The organism is Euzebyella saccharophila (assembly GCF_014855495.1).
Taxonomy (GTDB): Bacteria; Bacteroidota; Bacteroidia; order Flavobacteriales; family Flavobacteriaceae; genus Euzebyella; species Euzebyella saccharophila.
Genome location: NZ_JACYFJ010000002.1, coordinates 1 through 21,396 on the forward strand (window position 1 = coordinate 1; position 21,396 = coordinate 21,396).

Sequence of the window (21,396 nt, forward strand, 5' to 3'; positions counted from 1 at the left end):
ATTGGTATTGAATGATTGATAATCCTATCGGAATTATCAACGATTCAACACCCCAAAATCAACAATATGAAGTAATTAAAAAATTAAATAGTAACTTTAGAGAACTGGACTAGGGCTTTTCATAGGATACATTGTTACCCACAGTATTTTAATCGGTTAAAAATTTGGATGTATAGTTAATTACAAAATCAGCAATAAACGATTTTATAAAACTTTCATCTCCATACTGGTCATTTTCCCTTAAATCAGCATATAAATTTTTGTATTCCTCCGTTTTTTGAAATTCCTCAAATTGGCGCTTTTTAAATCGAACAAATTCTTTGTTTTTGAATTTCCTTGCTTCGTTAAAATCTCCATTTTCAATTTCGAGTAGCCAATATTTGCTATAAGTCGAAGCATATCCCATATGAACATACTCAACCATTTTTCCGTGAGGTAGAATCAGAATTCCAGTATACCATTCGATTTTGACCTTTTTTCCATCTGGAAAAACTTGCTTAAAAGCAGAAACCCATTTGTACGGGTAACTTTTTTCCGAATCTTTATCCGGTACTTCAATTTCAATGTCGATCACAAATAGTTGTTCATCAATAATCTCAAAATGGGCGACATATCCACGCCACAAAGCTGTCGACATAATTCCACCTTTTGGTCTTTTATCAGGATATTTTTCAAAATAAGGTTCGAGTGGATTTGAATTTAAATTGTATTCTTTTCCTTTGAATTTAATTTTATCAGGATATTGAGCAGTGAGAGCTGTATCTGCTTTTAGTATTCCGATTGTGCAAATTGTCAATATCAGTAATAGTGTTTTTTTCATATTGTGGGTAACGCAGGGCTATGTGTAGTCGTGCGTTTGGATTTTTATTTGTCGTACCGAAAGGTACGTAAAAAAGAAAAATACAAAGGAGCACACCAGATTGCATATAGCGGTTGATATGCACAGTTATCATCGATGGCGCCTAAAGGTGATAAAATCGATGGTCCCTCATCCTACGGCCTTTGCAATCTGACATAGCCCTGCGATGATGCACAAATCCCAAAGTGCGGGAATTGGAGCGGAGCGACAATGTAGCGATTTGGGTTCACCTTTAGGTGAATTGTGCATCATCCACATAAATATATGGAACTCCAAAATACCTACATGCCTTATTTTTAATAGTTTATAAAAATTAAACTTCGGTAAAACGTATATCACATAAATAATTGTTGTAAATTGATATACAAATTACCAAAGATGAATTTCGCTCAGTACAACTTCCTGCCAGACTCGCATCGCAACAAAAAAGTCATACTTGTAAAGTTTAAATATAATAAAATACTGCAGCAGCAGCTAAGAAAAAGATTTCCCTCTGCAAAGTGGAGCCAATCTAAAAAATCATGGTACTTACCAGATTTGCCGGCCGTGCGGCGAGAATTACAATTGGATCAGAAGCCGGCCATACATACACACCTCATCCAAATTCATAAAACCAATCAACAAGCTTATGTGTCCATGCAAGAACAGCTTATGCTCAAAGGCTATAGTCCGCATACGGTGAGAACCTAATTGGCAGAGCTTAAGCATCTATTAATATTGTTGGGTACGTATTCCATAGATGACCTCACGCCAAAACGTCTAAAGGACTATTTTCTATACTGTTTAAAAAACGAAGGTCTCAAGGAACGAAAAATGAACGGTAAGATCAACGCCATCAAATTTTACTTTGAGCAAGTATTGCATAGGCCCAAGATGTTTTTTGATATTCCCCGCCCTAAAAAGCCACAGACCCTGCCAAAGATGTTGAGCAAAGAAGAGGTAAAACGCCTATTGGAGGTCACTACCAACCTAAAACATTCCGTAGCACTTCAACTTTCGTATGGCATGGGGTTGCGCGTCTCAGAAGTGGTAGGTCTAAAATTGACCGATATTGATAGCAAAAGAATGGTAGTGCATATTAGTGGGGCCAAGGGCAAAAAGGACCGTTATGTTCCTTTACCGCAAACCTTGATAGCCAAACTAAGAAAATACTATATTCAATACCGCCCAAAGGAATTTCTATTGGAAGGGCAGTATGGCGGACCCTATGCCATAGCCAGCGTGCAGCACATATTTAAAAATGCCATGAAAAAGGCCCAGATCAACAAACGAATTGGAGTGCACGGTCTTCGCCATAGTTATGCCACTCATCTTTTGGAAGCAGGGGCAGATATGAGGTTCATTCAGGAACTATTGGGGCATAACAGTGTCCTAACCACCCAAGTCTATACCAAAGTAACTCCTAGAAGCCTCTCAAAAGTACCCAGTCCCCTAGATTCTTTATAGGTAAATTGGTCCTTATATATAGGTATACATATAGAACCACTCCTCAATAAAGTTTCCTCAGGGAAAAGGATAGCAAGGTACTAAAGTAATTGAGCAAAATTGTAAGCGGCAAATTCCAAATTAATGAAACTTTCTTCCATGGCCTCTTCTAAATTTACGATACCTTTGATAATGGAGGTAGCATAGGTAATTCCCAATGCTTCTTGTAGTTCTCTGTCTATGGCCAAAGAACCGCAAAATGCCGCTACGGGAATTTTTACAGCCTTGGCGGCTTTCATAACACCATCAATTGTCTTACCGGATAGGGTTTGGCCATCTAACTGTCCTTCACCCGTAAGAATCCAATCCGCTCCTTTAATGGCGTTGTCAAAGTCTGCCAGTTCCTTTATTAGGTCAATTCCGCTGGCCATACTTGCATTTAAGAATACCAGGGCCCCACCACCAATGCCCCCGGCGGCACCGGCACCGGCAACCTCATGAATTGGGGTGTTAAAGGTACGCTCAATGACATGGGCAAAATTTCGTAATCCTTGGTCCAAAAGTTCAATTTCTGCTGCGGAAGCTCCTTTTTGTGCACCATATATATAAGCGGCCCCGTTTGGCCCATAGAACGGATTGCTCACATCGCAGGCTATTTTTACGCTTACTTTCTCCAATTCCTTGGCTTTTTGGTCCTCCTCTATAGTATGCACATGTATAAGGTTGGCGCCAATGGGTTCCAGCTCTTTCCCTTTTACATCCAAAAAACGGTACCCCAAGGCCATGGCCATCCCCATACCGCCGTCATTGGTAGCACTGCCACCAATACCCAGAATAAGTTCTTGTGCTCCCAGTTCTAGGGCATGGGCAATTAATTGGCCTGTACCAAAGGTAGTGGTGTGCATACAGTTGCGTTCATTGGGAGATAAAAGCCAAAGTCCGGAGGCTTCGGCCATTTCAATATAGGCAATTCGGCTTTCGCGGGAGTAGAGGTAGGGAGCATCTATAGGTCGTTGCAAAGGATCTTGTACCCGCACCATCGTTTTTTCTCCCTTTATATAATGTTGTACCACATCTATGGTTCCATCGCCTCCATCGGCCAAGGGCATTTTTATGATTTCTGCCGATGGTATGACCTGTCTAATTCCGTTTTCTACGGCATTACAGAATTCAAATCCCGTTAGGGACCCTTTAAATTTATCAGGGGCAATTACAAATTTCATGGGTATGTTTGTTTGGTTGAGTTAAATAATAATAAAAGGAAATCCTATTTGGAAGGAGATAATACTAACAGTTCTTCATAGGTATTTAGGTCAAATTTCTTGGTTTAAATGTCAAAATTATGCGTTGAAATACCAATTTTAACATAATTTAAGGGAAATTTAAGGGAAACCTATGAATTTTTATTAAGTAGAGGTAGAGTGCTTTTAGGGAACTTTGTCATCAGATATAAACCCCTAATCGAATTAGTTATGAAAAATTCGCTAACCTCTAACATGTTTTTTGCATGTTTGATCGCTTGTTACTGTAGTACCGCTACAGCACAGTACACTACCAAATCTAATACTGTGGCAGACCATCAAGTGGAAAGAAAGATGGAACATTACAGGATTTTAAAGGAACAAGGCTTTAAGGACCAAGAAATTTTTGAAGATCTTGGTAACGCCAACTTCTTAAATGAAAATTACGCTGCTGCTTCCTTTTGGTATCAAAAATTAAAGGAGTCCAAAAAAGGGGCTCCCATGAGCAAAAGCTACCAAAAGCGTTATCATTATGCGCTTAAAATGAGCGGTGCCACCGCAGATGCCGGTACCACGGAGCAGAATGATTGGCTTGCAGAAGTTGCTAGCGACTATCAAATAAAAAAGAACTCCGTGGCCAGTTTTTTAGACCGTCCCGTAACGGAGAAATATAGGGAACTGGACTTTCAAAGTAGCAATGGCTCCTTTGTGGTCAGTGACCAGGACGAGGCAGAAAGAGGCCTTAAACCTATAATAGGTGATGATTTTGATAAGGAACACCCTTACAAACTTCCCGTTGCAGTAACTCCAGATGGCAATGCGGCCTACTTTAGTATGACCGTTAAGCAAAAACCGGGTACCGGTATATTCTCCAAAAAGGAACAGGTGCATAAAATCTACCGTGCAGAAAAGGTAAACGGTAAGTGGACCAATGTACAGGAGATTGCTGCCGCACCTAAACATGCTTCTGCCAAACACCCTGCTATTTCCGCAGACGGTAAGAGGTTGTTCTTTGCCAGTAACATGCCCGGAAGTTTTGGAGCGTATGATATCTATGTATCCGATATTAATGGCGATGGAAGCCTAGGTACTGCCAAAAACTTAGGTCGTAAAGTAAATACCAAGGAAAATGATGTGTATCCTAAGGTTGTAGGCAACAGAACCCTGTTCTTTGCTTCGGCAGGAAGACGTGGCTATGGCGGATTGGATGTATACATGACCCAAGTGGGCAAGCAACAAGTAGATTTGGCCGTAAACCTTGGTAGCGACATCAACAGTATGGATGATGATTTTGCCCTGGCATTTACCAGTCAGAACGGAAAGGCCTACGTTATGAGCAACAGAGGAAAAGGTAAGAACAACGTGGAAAGAATCGCTTTTACCTATGCCGATGAAACCCAAGACCTCACCGATGAAAAGTATGGGGACAACCTCATGGAAGCTTTAAATTCAGAATCACAGATACGTTATACTTCATCCCTTTTTGAAGATGAGTAAGAAATAAAATGGTTAAATAGTGTAGGCCGTTCGGTTACCGCCTTCGGCCTACCTAAAAAAGCTATAGACCATTTTCCGGCCTTCAAGGGCCAACCAGTTAATCCCAAATATCACTACCATGAGCTACAATAGCAACACTACCAAAAGATGGGCACTACTTTTACTGTTCTGCGGTCTGTTTTCAACACAAATGGGACAGGCACAGGAAACAGCTCCTACGCAGATAAACTCTAAAAGTACGTACCACAACCAACTGTTCTATAACCGCTTTTTGATCAACCCTACCTTTTCATTAGTAAGGGAGAACAAATCTTACATCAACATACTGCACAGAAACCAGTATGCTACGTTTGAAGACAACGATCAAAATTATTTCTTGGGCTTTAGTAGCCGTATGAACAACAATACCGCTGTAGGTATTAGCGTGTACAGCCAATGGTCCGGTGTGGTCCAGGAGTTTGGTTTCAATGCCAACTACGCCACCGCCGTTAAATTGGGAGAAAAGAACCAGCTGGCTTTTGGTACCAACGTAACCTATTATAATGAAGGGTTGGACCGTAATAGAATTGTAGCCGTAGAGAACGATAATAAGATTTTAGAGTCGCAAAAAGAAAGCAAAGTGGCCGTTCAACCAGGGATGACCCTTTCTTTAGGAAACTTTGACTTTGGACTTTATGCCACGGATTTATTGAAATACAACCAGACCACAAATGAATTTGTAACCAACTTAAATTCAAAAAGTGTTAGGGCTTCCCTACAGTATAGCCATCATTTTATGGCTAGCAGGGGGTTCTTTGAAGATGCTAGGTTAATGCCATTGGTTCAAATAGGGCAGAACGTAGATGGTAGTTTGGATTATGTAGGATCTGTTTTATTGGATATGCCCACCTTTGGATGGTTTCAGGCAAATTACGATGATACCTATGGGGTAAGTGCAGGATTGGGCTTTAACCTAAGTAAAAGAATGTCTTTGGGATACCTTCTTGAAAAGGATTTAAATCAGGACGATGCAGATTTAGGATGGAACCACGAAGTGTCCTTGGCCTATAACTTTGAGGATAGGGGCGATAACATCAACAGTTTGGTAGATGCCTCCAATGATGCCCAAATAGACCGAATTGTAAGAAACTACGAGGAACAGATCATGAGGCTTACGGCCGAAAATGAAAAGAACAAGAACAACTATAGAAAAGATTTTAACGAACAGGCTCAGGATGCCCTAACAAAAATGGACGACCCTAACTCCTTGGCGTATGAAAATAGATTGATATTGGATGAAATGATTTTGAGACAGGACTCTATTGAAGCTGCACGGGATGCCGCCTTTCAGGCCCGCCTGGAGAGTATAGTAAATGTATTGAAGCAAGAAATCCGTCAATCAAGGGATACCAGCCCCGGTCTTGAGGAAGAGAAGAAGAAAATGGCCAAATACAACACGGCTTTTGCTTCCAATGCAGTGAAAGAACCGGTTATTGAACAGCAGGTAACAGAAAAGCAAGCTGTAAAAACCCAACAAGCAAAAGAAACCAATGTAGTGGCAGCTTCCAATGATATGATGGAGAGTGCCGTGGTAGAGAACGAAATACACAAATCTGTAGACGCTTACTTTGATCAAAGACAGGAGGCAATGGAAAGACAGAGACAACAGCGTGTGGCTTCGGCCCAAGCTAAGCCGGTGACCGCTACAGAGGCTCAAAAAGTAGCTGTAAAAGAAGCGGACTTACCAATAAGGGTATTGAACCAGGCAGATATTGTAGGGGTTAATTCCGGTTACTACGTGATAGCCAATGTATACAGCAATAAAAAATATATGAACGCCTTTATGGCAGATTTGGAGAAAAAAGGACTCAAGGCCGGCCAATTCTATAACAAGGAAAACGGATTGTACTACGTGTACTTGGCAGACTACAATTTTAAAGAAGACGCAAAAACAGCTTACATATCTAATATGAACGGTAAATACCAAGATGAAAAATGGATCATGCAGGTAGATGACCAGTCGGCAATCGTTCTTAACAGTTATGTAGACTAAACAATATTAACTTATGGTTAGTGGGACCTGATTTTTTTGGTAGAAAATTAGGCAAAAACAGCGGGGGAGGCTCCGCTGTTTTTTTGTTTTTTAACTTTTCAAAAAGTATTTTCTTAGGTGAACGGGCATTTTTAACAGGTAAACGGGCTTCGATAAGTGGTTAATTTATTCCGATGAATGACAATTTTTAGGAGGTCACTGGTGTAATTGAACGAAAACGCCGCTTCTAAATCTGCCTCGGTTTTAAAAATTACTATGTTTGATAAACCAAATCGAATTAACCTATTTATGAACCCCCAAATCCCATTTACCATGAAGTACTACCAAAAGCATTACCAAGCAAAAAGTACAAACAAGAACCTAAAGCTTAGTACAGAACCTCTCCTTTCTTGAGAGATGAAAATTTGCAGTTGAAGCCAAAGTGTTAACCTAACATTTTTGGTGTAAACACATCACAAGCCTTTATTTCAGTTGCCATTTTAAGGAAAGGATTCTAGGTTACCTACCATAAATCCCATCTTTGAAACAGTGTCGCTAATTGTCGCTTCTAGAAATAACCATCTACGGAGAAAGACCTACATACGCCTAATTTTTAATTAGCGTACACTGGGCAAGGGGGCTTGTTGACTTTAATTTAATAAGTTAAACCAAAGTAAGTATTTGTAAATCAGCAATTTATACTTACTTAAAACCCCACTACCATGTTTGCCAATTTATCAAGGATCATTGTTATAGATGACGATGTAAATTACCACGAAGCCTACCAAAATTATTTCGAATCGTTTTTAGAGTATTCCCTTATGGGTATTTATCGTACCGTCAAGGAAGCTTTGGACAATTACGATGAGGCAAGGCCAGACATTATTTTTTCTGAAGTTGAATTGCCCGATGTCTCCGGCATTGAGGGCATTCAGCTTTTGAGAAAGAAAGACCAAGATGTGAAGATTATCATGTTGAGTACCATCAAGGATTTTGACATGGTAAAGAAAGCCTTTAAAAAATCTGCAAACGGCTATTTATCCAAACCGGTGAATGAACGTACCCTTTACAATGCGTTGGATTCCATTAAAAGCAATGGGTCAACTATGAGCAATGATATTGTGAGTCAGATCATTTCTAAGTTTCAAGGTAAATCCTATAGCCTTTTTTCCGAAAGGGAAAACCAGGTGGTAGAATACTTGAGCCAAGGGGCTACCTACAAAACTATTGCAGAAAAACTGTTCGTAACCGCCAGCGCGGTTAATTTTCACATACAGAATATCTATCTCAAGCTAAATGTGAATTCAAAATCCGAAGCACTTAGAAAACTTCAGGAAATGGAATTCTCCCGGGCCTTGATTTAGTATACAATATGATTTGGTGTACTCTTTTTTGCGAGTGCCATTACTCCTGCAAAGGGATCGTTATAACAACGGTCCCTTTTCTTTTTTAAGACTATCCTGAAATAACTGCAAAGAGAGAAAGCAATAAGGGAAGGTGTTACCAATTAATATGGCTATTTTTGAAATAATTTAAAGGTTTTTCATCAGTTGCATATACTGGGTTAGTAGAAATGAATATGACAGATAGTATAAAGGATTTGGAGTGGCGTTATGCGGTTAAAAAGTTTGATGCCAACAGATTATTGCCAGAAGAGAAGGTGTTGAGATTGAAAAAGGCGTTTAATTTAACGGCTACTTCGTACGGACTGCAGCCTATAACGTTATTGGTAATCAAGAACAAGGAAATTCAAGAGCAATTGGTGGGCCATTCCTACGGGCAAAAACAGGTGGCCCAGGCCTCACACCTTTTGGTTATCTGTACCCATAATGAAATAGACGAAAAATATATTCAAAAGTATTTTGACCAAGTGAAAAAGGTCAGGGGTACGGAAGATAAAATATTGAATCCTTTTCGGGAGGCCTTGGTAAACGATTTTTCAAAAAAGGAAGTGGTAGAAATTATGCAGTGGGCCAAAAATCAAGCGTATTTGGCCTTAGGAAATCTTTTGGCGGTATGTGCAATGGAAAAAATTGATAGTTGCCCTATGGAAGGTTTTCGCCCGGAAGCATATGAACAAACCCTTCAATTAGCGGATAAGGGGCTTCAACCGGTTTTGGTACTTCCGGTGGGTTATCGATCTAAGGACGATATTTTCTCCAACTTCAAAAAAGTGCGTAAGGAACTCACAGATAGTGTGGTAGATATCAACTAATCATTTTAAACTTTACTAGAATACATGCCGGGATTTGAACTTTTTGGGCAGGCAGAACGGGCCCAAGTAGAAGACGTTTTGCAATCTGGAGTGCTTATGCGCTACGGTTTTGATGCCATGAGAAACGGTCATTATAAAGCCTTGGAGCTTGAAGGGGCCTTGGCCAAAAAAATGGGCAGTAAGCACGCCCAGGTGGTAAGTAGTGGTACCGCAGCTTTGACTGTTGCCTTGGCCAGTGCAGGTATAGGTGCAGGAGATGAGGTCATTATGCCCACGTTTACTTTTGTGGCCAGTTTTGAATCTATTTTGGCCTTGGGGGCCATTCCTATTTTAGTAGATGTGGATGATACCTTAACCTTACATCCCGCCTCGGTAGAAAAGGCAATAACCAGGAGGACCAAGGTGGTAATGCCGGTACATATGTGCGGGTCAATGGCCAATTTAAGGGCTCTTAAGGATATTTGTGACAAACATTCCCTTCTGTTGTTGGAGGATGCCTGCCAAGCTATTGGTGGAAGTTTTGAAGGAAAGCCTTTAGGCAGTTATGGAGATTTGGGTTGCTTTTCTTTTGATTATGTAAAGACCATTACCTGTGGGGAAGGTGGGGCCGTAATTACCGATAATGAAGAGTTTAAAAAGAATGCGGACCATTATTCCGATCATGGTCACGACCATATAGGAAGCGATAGGGGAGCGGAAGCTCACCCGTTTATGGGGTATAATTATAGAATTTCGGAAATGCACGCGGCCGTGGGGCTGGCTCAATTAATCCGATTGGATGAATTTTTGGATATTCAGAAAAAGAACTACACCATTCTCAGGAATGCGCTTTCTGAAATTCCGGAAATAGTGTTTAGAAAAGTGCCAACAGGAGGGGAGGAAAGCTATGCTTTTTTAAGTTTCTTTATGCCGGATCAATTAAAGGCCGAAAATGCCCATAAAGCTTTAAGTGAGGCTGGTGTAGACGCCTGTTTTTACTGGTACCATAACAATTGGCACTATTATCGTAAATGGGAGCATTTAACCCATAAGAAGTCATTGTCCAAATTGCCTTTTGACGTGCTTGAACTACTTCCGGATTATACTAAAGCAGATTTTTCACTTTCAGACCAATGGGTGGGCAGGAATATTTCTTGCTTGATTAAATTGGGTTGGTCCAATGATGAAGTTAAAAAGCGCGCGAAAACCATGGTAGAAGTACTTTCGGCCTTGGTCTAGTATGTATTTTAAGGAAAGCACTAAATTTAATTAAGTATATTTAGAGACTTAAATGAGTATCCATATAAACACAATGAAAAAAATGAAATCTATAAAATCTCCTATTTTATTGATGGCCTTAGGCTTAGGGTTACAAATGCAGGCGCAGGATTATTCCAGTGTTCCACCAAAAGAATCGCCAATGCCCATGAAACCCGAAATGACCGAAATTTGGGAACCGGAGGTTAAAGTGGTAACGCCTGGAAAACAATTGGGAGACGCACCTTCAGATGCCATTATCCTATTTGATGGCAGCAATCTAGACCACTGGGTGAGCCAAAAGGACCCGAGCAAACCTGCCCCTTGGAAAATTGTTAACAATGACCATATGGAAGTGGTACCGGGTTCTGGCGGAATCAGTACCAAAATGAAGTTTGGGGACTGCCAGCTACATGTGGAGTTCAGTGCGCCGGACAAGGTAGAATCTGAAAGTCAAGGAAGGGGGAATAGCGGTGTATTTCTACAAAATAGATATGAGCTACAAGTATTGGATTCCTATAACAACCGTACCTATAGAAACGGACAGGCCGGTAGTATTTACAAAGACCATGCACCATTGGTAAATGCCATGAGAAGTCCGCTAGAATGGAACACCTACGATGTTATTTATAGGGCTCCCCGTTTTAAGGAGGATGGGACCATTGATACAAAAGCTACCATCACCGTATTGCACAATGGCGTGTTGGTTCAAAACAATGTGGATATTAACGGAACTACCTTTTATATAGGTTTGCACAACTACCCGGAAGCACATGGGGATGATGTTATTTCCCTACAAGATCACGGGAATAAAACACAGTTTAAAAATATTTGGTTGCGAAAACTATAAGGGTTTCAAAACAAAAAATAATAAACGGCAAGTGAGAGCTTGCCGTTTTTTTATGATTATAAGTTACCCTAATCAGTAGGAAATATATTCTACAATTTCAAGACCGTAACCCACAATTCCCACACGCTTGGTTTCCGGAGAATTGGAAAGTACCTTTAATTTTACAATTCCCAAGTCATGAAGAATCTGGGCTCCAATACCAAAGTCCTTGGCATCCATTTCCACTTTGGGAGCTTTATAAACTCCTTTTTTCTGTAATTCCTTAAGTTCTGCCAAGCGGCCCAATAGATTAAGGGATTCCGGGTTCTGATTAATAAAGACAATAGCCCCTTTACCTTCTTTTTCAATAGCCTTGAACATATCCTCAAGTTTGGCATCTATGTTATTGGTCAAGGTTCCCAAGATATCATTGTTCACCATAGTGGAGTTAATGCGGGTAAGCACCTTGTCTTCTTTGGACCAAGTACCTTTGGTCAACGCTAAATGCACATGATTGTTGGTGGTCTGTTGGTATGCTCGCAACCTAAACTCACCAAAACGGGTAGTAAGATTAAAATCCTCCTTTTTTGAAATAAGACTGTCATGCTCCATTCGGTAGGCAATCAAATCTTCTATGGAGACAATTTTTAAACCGAACTTTTTGGCTACCTCAAATAACTGGGGCAGTCTGGCCATGGAACCATCCTCATTCATAATTTCCACGATGATACCGGCAGGTTGCAATCCGGCAAGGCGCGCAAAATCAATAGCAGCTTCGGTATGTCCGGTTCGTCTTAATACACCACCTTCCTTTGCAATCAGAGGAAATATATGCCCAGGTCTGGCCAAATCATGGGGTTTGGTTTCAGGGTCTACCAAAGAACAGACCGTTTTGGAACGATCGGACGCAGATATACCCGTGGTCACTCCCTTACCACGTAAATCCACGGAAACGGTAAATGCAGTTTCCATGGGGTCCGTATTATTGGTGACCATCATGTGAAGGCCTAATTCTTTACAACGGCCTTCGGTCAATGGCGCGCATATAAGGCCTTTGCCATGGGTTGCCATAAAATTGACGGTTTCTGGGGTGGCCAATTCGGCAGCCGCCAAAAAATCGCCTTCATTCTCACGGTTTTCGTCATCCACAACAATAATGACCTTCCCGTTCCTTATATCCTCAATGGCCTCCTCAATGGTGTGCAACTTTAATTGGTTGTCCGTATCGGTCATCATTGTTCTTCGTCTTTATTCTTTTTCTTAAATAATTTTTTGATTCGGTCAAAACCGCCTCCAAAACTCATCATGCCTCTATCTGCAGTGGCGCGTTGGGTTAGATAGATGCCCAAAGGTAACATTATCATAGAAGAAAGCCATGCCCCTAAAATAGGGTGGATATTTCCTTTGTAAGAGTAGTTCTCTGCAAACACCCCTAAGAAATAATACACTAAAAACAACAGGATGGCCACTACCATGGGCAGACCAATTCCTCCTTTTCTTATAATGGCCCCCAAGGGAGCTCCTACAAAAAATAGAATGATACAGGATAGCGCCAAGGCGTACTTATCATGCAAGGAAAAAATATGCCTTCTATGAATTTCATAGCGTTTATCCATCTCAATTTTCTTACCGTCTATGGAGGTCATGATGTTGGAAACCGAATTTTTTGCGGCATTGATTATTTGTCCCTGCTGGTATTCCTTAAAAAGGTCCATAATGTCTCCAGAGAACTCCTCGGGAACAGTGTCGGTTGTAGTGGAAGAATTTGTCAATTCCAGTGTTTTGGCGGTGTCCCTGGTACGTTGCTGCACTTTTTTCACTACCGCAGAATCAATTCTGGGTATTTTACTAAAAGCGCCCATTCTATTGACTATATTTTTGGAAAATGCGGTAACGATCCGTTTGTTATCCTGCTCAAGGGAATCCATATCCTTTAACAATCGGGAAACATTTTTCATTTTCTCCCTGTTGGAAACGTTCTCTTCTTCCAAATCTTGTTCCATTTCAGGAACCTCAATGTTCATTCGGTAAATATCAAATTTTGATTTGGCAAAAGGATACTTACGTTTGGAATCACTGTTTTTATCAATAACATCCCGGTAGTAATGGCCGTCTTTCAAAACCAATTGTATGAGTTCCGAATCCTCACTACTGATCAATTCCCCGGTTTTTGCTTTGATGACCGTACTATTGACGTTGGTAGCTGTTTTTTGATGGATGATAACGTTCTTTAGAAAGCGGTCTTTTTCGCCATATTTATCATCAACCTTGATGCTCATTCCCTCAAAATCACTAAAAACCCCTTTTTCAATGGCGGCCGCAGGTTTTACCTTGGCAATATTGCGACGCATATTATAGATTTTTTGTTCCGATGCGGGAATTACATTGTTGGCAAAATAAAACGTGACCCCACCCAAAAACACCATAAAAATAATAAGGCTGAGCATGGCCCTTTGTAAGGATATGCCCGAAGCCTTCATAGCAGCGAATTCATAATTTTCCGCAAAGGTCCCAAAGGTGAGAATGGAAGCTAGTAAGACGGTCAATGGCAGTACCTTTTCCGTAAGACTGGGCATCATATAGAAAAAGAACTTCCCAATGATCATGATATCCAGACCCTTCCCTGCAAAATCATCAATAAAAAGCCAAATCGTTTGGAAGATGAAGATGAACATCAAAATCACAAACGAGCTCAAGAAATTATAAAGAAATCGCGATAGAATATATCGGTCTAGAAGTTTCAATGCAGCTGGCTTAGTTTCTTATAATGTAGTAGCCGTCGTTTTCGTACTTGGCTTCGTCAAAAGTAAACAAGGTTTTTGACAAAGGCTGATTTGTTTTGAAAGTATTAACTGTAATTGTAGTGGTCGTGCCGTTTTTCCCGTTCTCAATAACCTTATAGATATGTTTTGTCTCGGCATCTACACCCAATAAAATATCCTTTATCTCAGAATTGGAATCAATAGGGGTTAACTTGATAAACTGGATTTTTCTACCGTTTACATTTTGTAGTATGTCCATTTCGTAATTATGGCCATCCCTGTAAAAGGTGAGCATCTTGGCAGGAGTAAGGGCATTGGCATCGTCTGACTTATCTTCAATGGTCACCTCCTCATTCTCGGGAACAATGGTATAAACTTTAGACCCATCGTAAAGTTGGGTAGCACCAAAAAAGTTGCCAATGTATTTTTCTCCTTCCAAGGTTACATTCCCCCTGGTTTCTTGGTTGATTCCTGCTTCGGAGTTATTGAGAACATACTTAAAGTCGACTTCAATGTTATCATAGCCCTTAACTTTGTTGTATACATCTTCTAAAAGAGCCTTTGCCTTTTGTGAGTTCTGTGCGTGTACAGTTATGGTATTGATGCCTATTATAAGTGTTAATGCGAGTAAAAATCTTTTCATTTTAAAATGCTTATTCTTTTTGTTATGATCCTTCATTACTTAATAAATGGTCCAAGGCTACCAAGTCCGAAACCAATACTTGACGGGCTTTGCTGCCTTCAAAAGGTCCAACGATACCTGCTGCCTCCAATTGGTCTATAATTCTTCCGGCCCTGTTATAACCTAGCTTTAATTTTCTTTGGATGAGAGAGGCGGAACCTTGCTGTGCAGTAACAATAACTTCTGCAGCCTCACGGAACATAGCATCCCTATCGGCTATTTCATAATCAATACTTGTGCCAGACTCTTCCCCAGAGTACTCCGGAAGTTCATGCGCCTGTGGATATGCTCGCTGAGAGCCTATATATTCGGTAATTTTGTCAACTTCTGGGGTGTCTACAAAGGCACATTGTATACGTGTCACATCATTTCCTTGTGTGTAAAGCATGTCACCCCGTCCAATTAATTGGTCCGCACCTTGAGCATCCAAAATGGTTCTTGAATCGATTTTAGAGGTTACCCTGAATGCAATTCGTGCCGGGAAGTTTGCCTTTATAATACCCGTAATTACGTTTACTGAAGGTCTTTGGGTGGCTATAATTAAGTGAATACCAATGGCACGGGCCAATTGCGCCAAACGGGCAATAGGTGTTTCTACCTCTTTACCTGCGGTCATAATTAAATCTGCAAACTCATCAATGACCAGAACAATATAAGGAAGGTACTTATGACCGTCATTAGGATTTAATTTGCGAGCCTTAAATTTGGCATTGTATTCCTTAAGATTACGAACCATGGCCGTTTTTAGCAACTCATAGCGGTTATCCATTTCAATACACAGGCTGTTGAGCGTATTGATTACCTTGGCATTGTCCGTAATAATGGCCTCTTCACTATCCGGAAGCTTTGCCAAAAAGTGCCGCTCTATTTTATTGTAGATGGAAAGTTCTACCTTCTTGGGGTCAACTAAGATAAACTTAACTTCTGCAGGGTGTTTTTTATATAGTAAGGAAGTTAATACGGCATTGAGTCCAACGGATTTACCTTGTCCCGTGGCACCCGCCATCAAAAGGTGGGGCATTTTTGCCAAATCAACCACAAAAGTCTCGTTGCTAATGGTTTTTCCAAAAGCAATAGGTAACTGCATCTCGGCTTTTTGGAACTTACTGGAAGCAATAACGGAACGCATAGAAACAATGCTTGCGTTTTTGTTGGGTACTTCTATACCAATGGTTCCTTTTCCAGGAATGGGAGCAATAATCCTGATACCAAGGGCGGCCAAGGACAGAGCGATATCATCTTCCAAATTTTTGATTTTTGAAATTCTGATACCTGCCTCTGGAACAATTTCATAAAGAGTGACGGTTGGCCCAATAGTAGCCTTTATCTGTGAAATCCCAATTTTGTAGTTTTTAAGGGTCTCTACAATTTTGTTCTTATTTTCCTCTAGTTCCTCTTGGTTGATGGTGATACCACCAGTAACACCATGTTGATCCAACAATTCTATGGTTGGGAATTTATAGTTGCCCAATTCCAAGGTAGGGTCGAATTCTCCAAAATCCTCTACGAGTTTGTCGGCTATGTTATCCTTTTCCTCTTTTTCCTCTACTATTTTCTCCACCTCCATACTCAACTGTTCCTCTTCTTCCTCTACGGGAACGGTCACTTCAAAATCATCGGTTGCAGGCTCCTCCTTTTTAAGTGCGGGAATATCTTTTTTATGGGTATAGGTATCTATGACCACCGGAGTTTCGTCCTCAGGTTCCAAAAGAATTTCTTCTTCTGTGTTTTCTTTTGAAGAGGTGGATTTGGTACTTTTCTGTGCCGATTTTTCTTTTTTGGCAAATACGTTTGCTATACCTTCCGGGGTAAGTTTAAAGAAACGAACCAAAATAAAGACCAGTCCAAAAAGCAGTATAAGCACCGTTCCTATGGTTCCGGTATAATCCTGAAGAAAATCGTTCATTTCGTAGCCTATCAGACCACCTAGTAGGGGCTGGGTCTCAGCAACGAACCCTAGTGCCAACGAAATCCAAATCATAAAAACAAGCCCCCATATCCACTTTTTGAGAAGACCCTTTTTATCCATGTTCAAAAAGAGATAAAGGCCTGTTATGCAAAGCAGCACCGTAAAGATAAGAGATGCCAATCCAAAACCTTTATACACAAAAAAGTGACTAACGGCGGCGCCAAATTTATTCAATAGGTTCTTGGCCTGTTCATTGCGGTTCCCAATTTCCGATAAAAGACTTTGGTCATCTTGCCATGTAAAATAGTAGGATACAAAGGAAAAGAACAAAGCCATACTGAACAGTATCAAAAGACTGCCCAGAATTATGGTATTCTGCTTAGATGGCTTTAAGCTCACCTTCTTAGAAGCCGGTTTTTTCTTGGTTGTTGTTTTCTTCTTCGCCATTAGTGTTTTACGCTGGGTGCAAAAATACGTATTACGGACATTCTGAAAAGAAGAATCCTCAAAGTCTTTTCAACGAATGTTAAGTGAAGTATAATCAAGGCGATAGCTGTGAATACGCTAGGAAAATAAAAGTGCATACGGTGTTCTATTTAAAAAAGGCATCTTTAAATTAGAAACTGCAACGAAAAAGAAATATTGTTTTTAGTGAAGGTATCTTATCAAAAGATTTTTGGAAGATAAATGATAAGTCCAACAATGATGGCCCCAATGGACACCAACATTACGGCACCTGCAGAAACATCCTTGATGAAACCGATCCGCTTATCAAATTCCGGATGAACAAAATCGCATATTTTTTCTATGGCCGTATTGGCGCCTTCTACACCAACTACCATACTAATGGCCAGTACTTGAAGAATCCATTCCGTAGGGGATATTTGAAAGTAAAATCCGGCAATGGTAACCAGTATGGCAAGGCCCACTTGAATTTTTATGCTAGCTTCCGTTCGAATTAAAAGAAGGGCTCCACGCAAAGCGAAGCCCACACTTTTTATTCTGTTTTCTACAAAGGATTCTTCTTTATGCATCGGCCAATGCCTCTAAAGCGGCTTTGTAATTGGGTGCATCAACTGTTTCTGGAACTTGTTCCGAGTAGATGACCTTCCCATTTTCATCCAATACCACCACTGATCTAGAAAGTAATGCCTGCAAAGGTCCGTCCGTAAAAGAAAGCTTATAGGCCTCACCAAAACTTCCGTCCCTAAAGTCGCTTAACATTTCTACATTGTCAATTCCTTCGGCCCCACAAAATCTGGCTTGGGCAAAGGGCAAGTCTTTAGAAACACATAGAACGACGGTATTCTCCAATTCAGCAGCCTCTTCGTTAAATTGTCTAACGGATTGCGCGCAAGTACCGGTGTCAACACTTGGAAAAATGTTCAGTACCACTCTTTTTCCTGCATAATCAGATAAAGAAGCGGTAGAAAGATCACTTTTTACCAAATTAAAGGCGGGAGCAGCGCTGCCATTTTCAGGTAAATTACCTAGGGTATGTATTTCGTTTCCTTTTAAGGTTACTGTAGCCATTTGTTATAAAATTTAAATTGATGGTGAAATTATAAAAATTACCGATGAATAGGTATAAGATAATGTTATAAAATAGCAATGACCGGTAATTTGTAAACTACCGGCCATTTTATCTTTTATAGTATGTATTTTACGAATCTATAGAGCCCATGACTCTTTGCATAAATTCATTTAAGGCTTCTTTTTGAGGTTTTCCTTGTTTTATGGAATTGTTGACCTCAATAGCCCCGTACATATTGGAAATAAGTTCTCCGATAGTATCTAGCTCTTCGTCCTTTAAAGAAGATACTTCCGTAAGAGCTTCCAAGGTTTCTATCGTTTCAATAACGTAGTCCTCGTCATTTTCTTGAATGAAATTTGTCAAATGCTTAATTACTGGCAACTTCATTGATCAAGTCTTTTAAAACATCATATTTATTGGTCTGAACCTGATTCTTAAATTCACCATTGGAAAAGGTGGCAAATGTAGGCAAGTTATCAACCGTAGCTAACTTTCTACTTTCTGGAAATTTTTCGGCATCGGCAATAACAAAAGTAAAATCTTCATGAGCCGCTGCTTCCTTCTTGAATTTAGGTTTCATGATCCTACAATTACCACACCAACCGGCAGAGTATTGTACCACTACATTTTTTTTCTCGGCTATAATTTCCTGTAGATTGTCTTTTTCTAATTCAACTACCATCATTTAAGTGTTTAGGATTGGTAAAATGCGCCTTGGCCTAAAGACCAAGGCGTTTTTAAAATAGTTGTTCTAATTAGTTGGCGTGCGTAGCAAGGTATTCTGCAACTCCTTTTCTATCAGCGGTCATTGCTTCTTTACCTTCTTCCCAGTTTGCCGGACAAACCTCGCCTTTTTCCTGAACGTGCGTGTACGCATCGATCAATCGTAAGTACTCATTTACGTTTCTACCTAAAGGCATGTGGTTGATACCTTCGTGGAAAACGGTACCTTCCTCATCTATAAGATAGGTAGCGCGGTACGTTACGTTGTCTCCCTCTACGGTAACTACGCCCGTTTCTTCATCGTACTCTTCATTGGTGATATCCAAAATACCCAAAGTTGAGGCCAAGTTTCTATTGCTATCTGCAATAAGTGGATAAGTTACTCCTTCAATTCCTCCATTGTCCTTATCGGTGTTCAACCAAGCAAAGTGAACTTCGGCAGTGTCACAAGAAGCACCGATTACCATGGTATTTCTTTTTTCAAACTCTCCTAAGGCCGCTTGAAAAGCGTGAAGTTCAGTTGGGCAAACAAATGTGAAATCTTTTGGGTACCAGAACAATACCACTTTTTTATTGTTTTTTTGGGCTTCTTCCAAAACATTGATTTTGAAAGTGTCTCCCAAATCGTTCATTGCATTTACGCTAAGGTTTGGAAATTTTTTTCCTACTACTGCCATATCAGTTAATTTTTTGTGATTTCTATTTGAGCCAAAATTACATGGATATTGCCGATAAGCAATGATTGAAAACATTAATAAAACCTATATGTAGATAGTATTTATGAATGCTGCGAGCCTAACATGGAGAATGTTAAAAAAGACGTATTTATTAGTGTTGTAATTTGCCGTATTGATAATTTAATAGGGTGTAAAAAATCAATTTGCTAAATCAGGTTTTAAGAAAAATTCAGGAAATAATTTTAGGGCGAAATTTTGGTGGCCAATTGTTTGATTTTTATTCCCAGTGCCGCAAATAGAAGAGTGGTTATGGGGCTAAGCCAGTTAAAAATAGCATAGAGGGCATACTCGGCAGTGCCAACTCCCAAAACACCGCTATGATAAGCTCCACAGGTATTCCACGGAATTAAAACGGAAGTTACCGTACCCGAGTCTTCCAAGGTTCTGCTCAAATTTTCGGGGGCCAACCCTTTGTCCTCATAGGCCTTTGAGAACATTTTACCAGGAACAACAATAGCTAGATATTGGTCTGATGCCGTGACATTTAATGCCAGACAACTACCAACGGTACTTGCAAATAAGCCAAAAGTAGATTTCGCCAAACTCAATAAAGATTTGGTTATACGGTCCAAGGCACCAATACCGTCCATAATGCCACCAAAGACCATGGCACAGACAATCAACCATATAGTTCCAAGCATACCGGCCATTCCACTGGCCGAAAATAGGTCGTTGAGAGCTTCGTTGTCAGTTGGTATTGCAATATCTACGGTTATTGCTTTCATTATTCCTTTATAGCCAGATTCCAGATTCAATGTGTCAGCATTGGTTATTCCGGCAACAATGTCCGGTTGAAAAATCAAAGCGAACAAACCTCCCAACAGGGTGCCAATCATTAATGCACCTAGGGGAGGGGTTTTTTTTACGATCAGGAAAATGACAATTATTGGAACAATAAATAACCAGCCATTAATGTTAAAGGTGGCATCAATAGAATTTAGGAGGGAATCTACCTCTGCCGCTCCACTGGTTTCTATGTTCAGTCCTATAATTACAAAAACCAAAAGGGTGACCAAAATTGTTGGTACCGTAGTGTAGAGCATGTATTTTATATGCTCGAACAGTTCACCACCGGCCATAGCAGGTGCTAGATTGGTCGTATCGCTCAAAGGCGAAAGCTTATCTCCAAAATAAGCCCCTGAAAGCACGGCCCCTGCGGTCATTCCCAAAGAAACGCCTAAGGCTTCGCCAATACCAATAAGGGCAATGCCCACGGTGGCGGAAGTTGTCCAGCTACTTCCCGTAGCTACCGAAATAATTGCGCAAATGATGACGCAGGCGGCCAAGAAAATCGTCGGATTCAATATTTGTAGGCCGTAATAGATCATTGCAGGGATAATACCGCTTACCAGCCATGTACCTGCCAGCGCACCTACCATTAAAAGTATAAGCAGGGCGCCCGTTGTAGAACGGATATTTTCTGCCACTTCGGCTATCATCTGTTTGTAGGTGATTTTATTCAAAAAACCTACAATGGCAGCGACCGTTCCCCCTAATAATAAAATGAACTGATTGGATCCACTCAGCGCATCGTCCCCAAAAACATACACATTATATGCCAGCATGGCCACCAGTGCGATTACGGGAATGAGGGCCTCTAGAATACTTAACTCCTTGTTTGCTACTATATTCTCGTTCTCTCTGTGGTCTTCTCCGGTACTTTGCTGCATGTATATTAACTTTTGCTAAAGCGTAATATTACAATTTTAGCCAGCTTTGTGCAACTAGATTGTATT

20 protein-coding genes are annotated in these 21,396 nt (G+C 40.5%); 8 read left to right on the forward strand and 12 right to left on the reverse strand.

Annotated features, from left to right (window positions below; all coding sequences use genetic code 11):
* Positions 1–148 precede the first annotated feature (148 nt).
* Positions 149–820: a hypothetical protein gene (locus IL355_RS06405; protein WP_192461361.1), complete on the reverse strand. Its 672-nt coding sequence runs from the start codon at positions 818–820 to the stop codon at positions 149–151.
* 417 nt (positions 821–1,237) lie between these two features.
* Here IL355_RS06405 and IL355_RS19185 point away from each other — a divergent pair, with 417 nt between their 5' ends.
* Together IL355_RS19185 and IL355_RS06410 are read left to right on the forward strand one after the other, a co-directional pair.
* A complete protein-coding gene (locus tag IL355_RS19185; protein ID WP_225621143.1) occupies positions 1,238–1,549 on the forward strand; it encodes a hypothetical protein in 312 nt (103 codons plus the stop codon).
* Positions 1,550–2,305 carry a tyrosine-type recombinase/integrase gene (locus IL355_RS06410; protein WP_225621144.1) on the forward strand — a complete coding sequence of 252 codons (756 nt, stop codon included), beginning with the start codon at positions 1,550–1,552 and terminating at the stop codon, positions 2,303–2,305.
* 80 nt (positions 2,306–2,385) lie between these two features.
* Here the strand turns inward: IL355_RS06410 and IL355_RS06415 are convergent, their stop codons facing one another.
* The gene (locus IL355_RS06415; RefSeq protein WP_192461362.1) at positions 2,386–3,507 is read right to left on the reverse strand and encodes a glycerate kinase; all 1,122 of its coding nucleotides are present in this window, start codon (positions 3,505–3,507) and stop codon (positions 2,386–2,388) included.
* Between the two features lie 249 nt (positions 3,508–3,756).
* Between IL355_RS06415 and IL355_RS06420 the strand changes: the two genes are divergently transcribed.
* From IL355_RS06420 to IL355_RS06445, 6 genes are all read left to right on the forward strand, one after another.
* Positions 3,757–5,022, forward strand: a complete 1,266-nt coding sequence (locus IL355_RS06420; protein WP_192461363.1) for a TolB family protein — start codon at positions 3,757–3,759, stop codon at positions 5,020–5,022.
* 118 nt (positions 5,023–5,140) lie between these two features.
* The gene (locus tag IL355_RS06425) at positions 5,141–7,054 is read left to right on the forward strand and encodes a PorP/SprF family type IX secretion system membrane protein (RefSeq protein ID WP_192461364.1); all 1,914 of its coding nucleotides are present in this window, start codon (positions 5,141–5,143) and stop codon (positions 7,052–7,054) included.
* Positions 7,055–7,755: 701 nt separating this feature from the next.
* A complete protein-coding gene (locus tag IL355_RS06430; RefSeq protein ID WP_192461365.1) occupies positions 7,756–8,397 on the forward strand; it encodes a response regulator transcription factor in 642 nt (213 codons plus the stop codon).
* A gap of 215 nt (positions 8,398–8,612) precedes the next feature.
* Positions 8,613–9,248, forward strand: coding sequence for an NAD(P)H-dependent oxidoreductase (locus tag IL355_RS06435; RefSeq protein ID WP_192461366.1), 636 nt, complete (start codon positions 8,613–8,615; stop codon positions 9,246–9,248).
* A gap of 24 nt (positions 9,249–9,272) precedes the next feature.
* The gene (locus tag IL355_RS06440) at positions 9,273–10,466 is read left to right on the forward strand and encodes a DegT/DnrJ/EryC1/StrS family aminotransferase (RefSeq protein ID WP_192461367.1); all 1,194 of its coding nucleotides are present in this window, start codon (positions 9,273–9,275) and stop codon (positions 10,464–10,466) included.
* Positions 10,467–10,548: 82 nt separating this feature from the next.
* Complete coding sequence (locus tag IL355_RS06445; RefSeq protein ID WP_192461368.1) at positions 10,549–11,334, forward strand: 3-keto-disaccharide hydrolase; 786 nt, start codon at positions 10,549–10,551, stop codon at positions 11,332–11,334.
* Positions 11,335–11,406: 72 nt separating this feature from the next.
* Here the strand turns inward: IL355_RS06445 and ribB are convergent, their stop codons facing one another.
* The 10 genes from ribB to nhaC all read right to left on the reverse strand — a co-directional run bounded on the left by ribB (position 11,407) and on the right by nhaC (position 21,330).
* Positions 11,407–12,549, reverse strand: a complete 1,143-nt coding sequence (gene ribB, locus IL355_RS06450) for a 3,4-dihydroxy-2-butanone-4-phosphate synthase (RefSeq protein WP_192461369.1) — start codon at positions 12,547–12,549, stop codon at positions 11,407–11,409.
* Entirely contained in the window at positions 12,546–13,988 is a 1,443-nt protein-coding gene (locus tag IL355_RS06455; protein WP_380081231.1) for an LptF/LptG family permease, read from the reverse strand. The genes ribB and IL355_RS06455 overlap by 4 nt, the downstream gene beginning before the upstream one ends.
* Before the next feature lie 79 nt (positions 13,989–14,067).
* Entirely contained in the window at positions 14,068–14,718 is a 651-nt protein-coding gene (locus IL355_RS06460) for a LolA family protein (RefSeq protein ID WP_192461371.1), read from the reverse strand.
* A 22-nt stretch (positions 14,719–14,740) separates the two neighbouring features.
* Complete coding sequence (locus IL355_RS06465) at positions 14,741–17,113, reverse strand: DNA translocase FtsK (RefSeq protein ID WP_192461372.1); 2,373 nt, start codon at positions 17,111–17,113, stop codon at positions 14,741–14,743.
* 218 nt (positions 17,114–17,331) lie between these two features.
* Positions 17,332–17,700, reverse strand: coding sequence for a diacylglycerol kinase (locus tag IL355_RS06470; protein WP_192461373.1), 369 nt, complete (start codon positions 17,698–17,700; stop codon positions 17,332–17,334).
* The gene (gene tpx / locus IL355_RS06475) at positions 17,693–18,199 is read right to left on the reverse strand and encodes a thiol peroxidase (protein ID WP_192461374.1); all 507 of its coding nucleotides are present in this window, start codon (positions 18,197–18,199) and stop codon (positions 17,693–17,695) included. The genes IL355_RS06470 and tpx overlap by 8 nt, the downstream gene beginning before the upstream one ends.
* Before the next feature lie 130 nt (positions 18,200–18,329).
* Positions 18,330–18,587, reverse strand: coding sequence for a DUF6952 family protein (locus IL355_RS06480; RefSeq protein WP_187457388.1), 258 nt, complete (start codon positions 18,585–18,587; stop codon positions 18,330–18,332).
* On the reverse strand, positions 18,568–18,882 hold the full coding sequence (locus IL355_RS06485; RefSeq protein WP_192462098.1) for a thioredoxin family protein: 315 nt from the start codon (positions 18,880–18,882) through the stop codon (positions 18,568–18,570). The genes IL355_RS06480 and IL355_RS06485 overlap by 20 nt, the downstream gene beginning before the upstream one ends.
* A 73-nt stretch (positions 18,883–18,955) precedes the next feature.
* Complete coding sequence (locus IL355_RS06490; RefSeq protein ID WP_192461375.1) at positions 18,956–19,600, reverse strand: peroxiredoxin; 645 nt, start codon at positions 19,598–19,600, stop codon at positions 18,956–18,958.
* A 242-nt stretch (positions 19,601–19,842) separates the two neighbouring features.
* Positions 19,843–21,330 carry a Na+/H+ antiporter NhaC gene (nhaC, locus tag IL355_RS06495; RefSeq protein WP_192461376.1) on the reverse strand — a complete coding sequence of 496 codons (1,488 nt, stop codon included), beginning with the start codon at positions 21,328–21,330 and terminating at the stop codon, positions 19,843–19,845.
* Positions 21,331–21,396 lie beyond the last annotated feature (66 nt).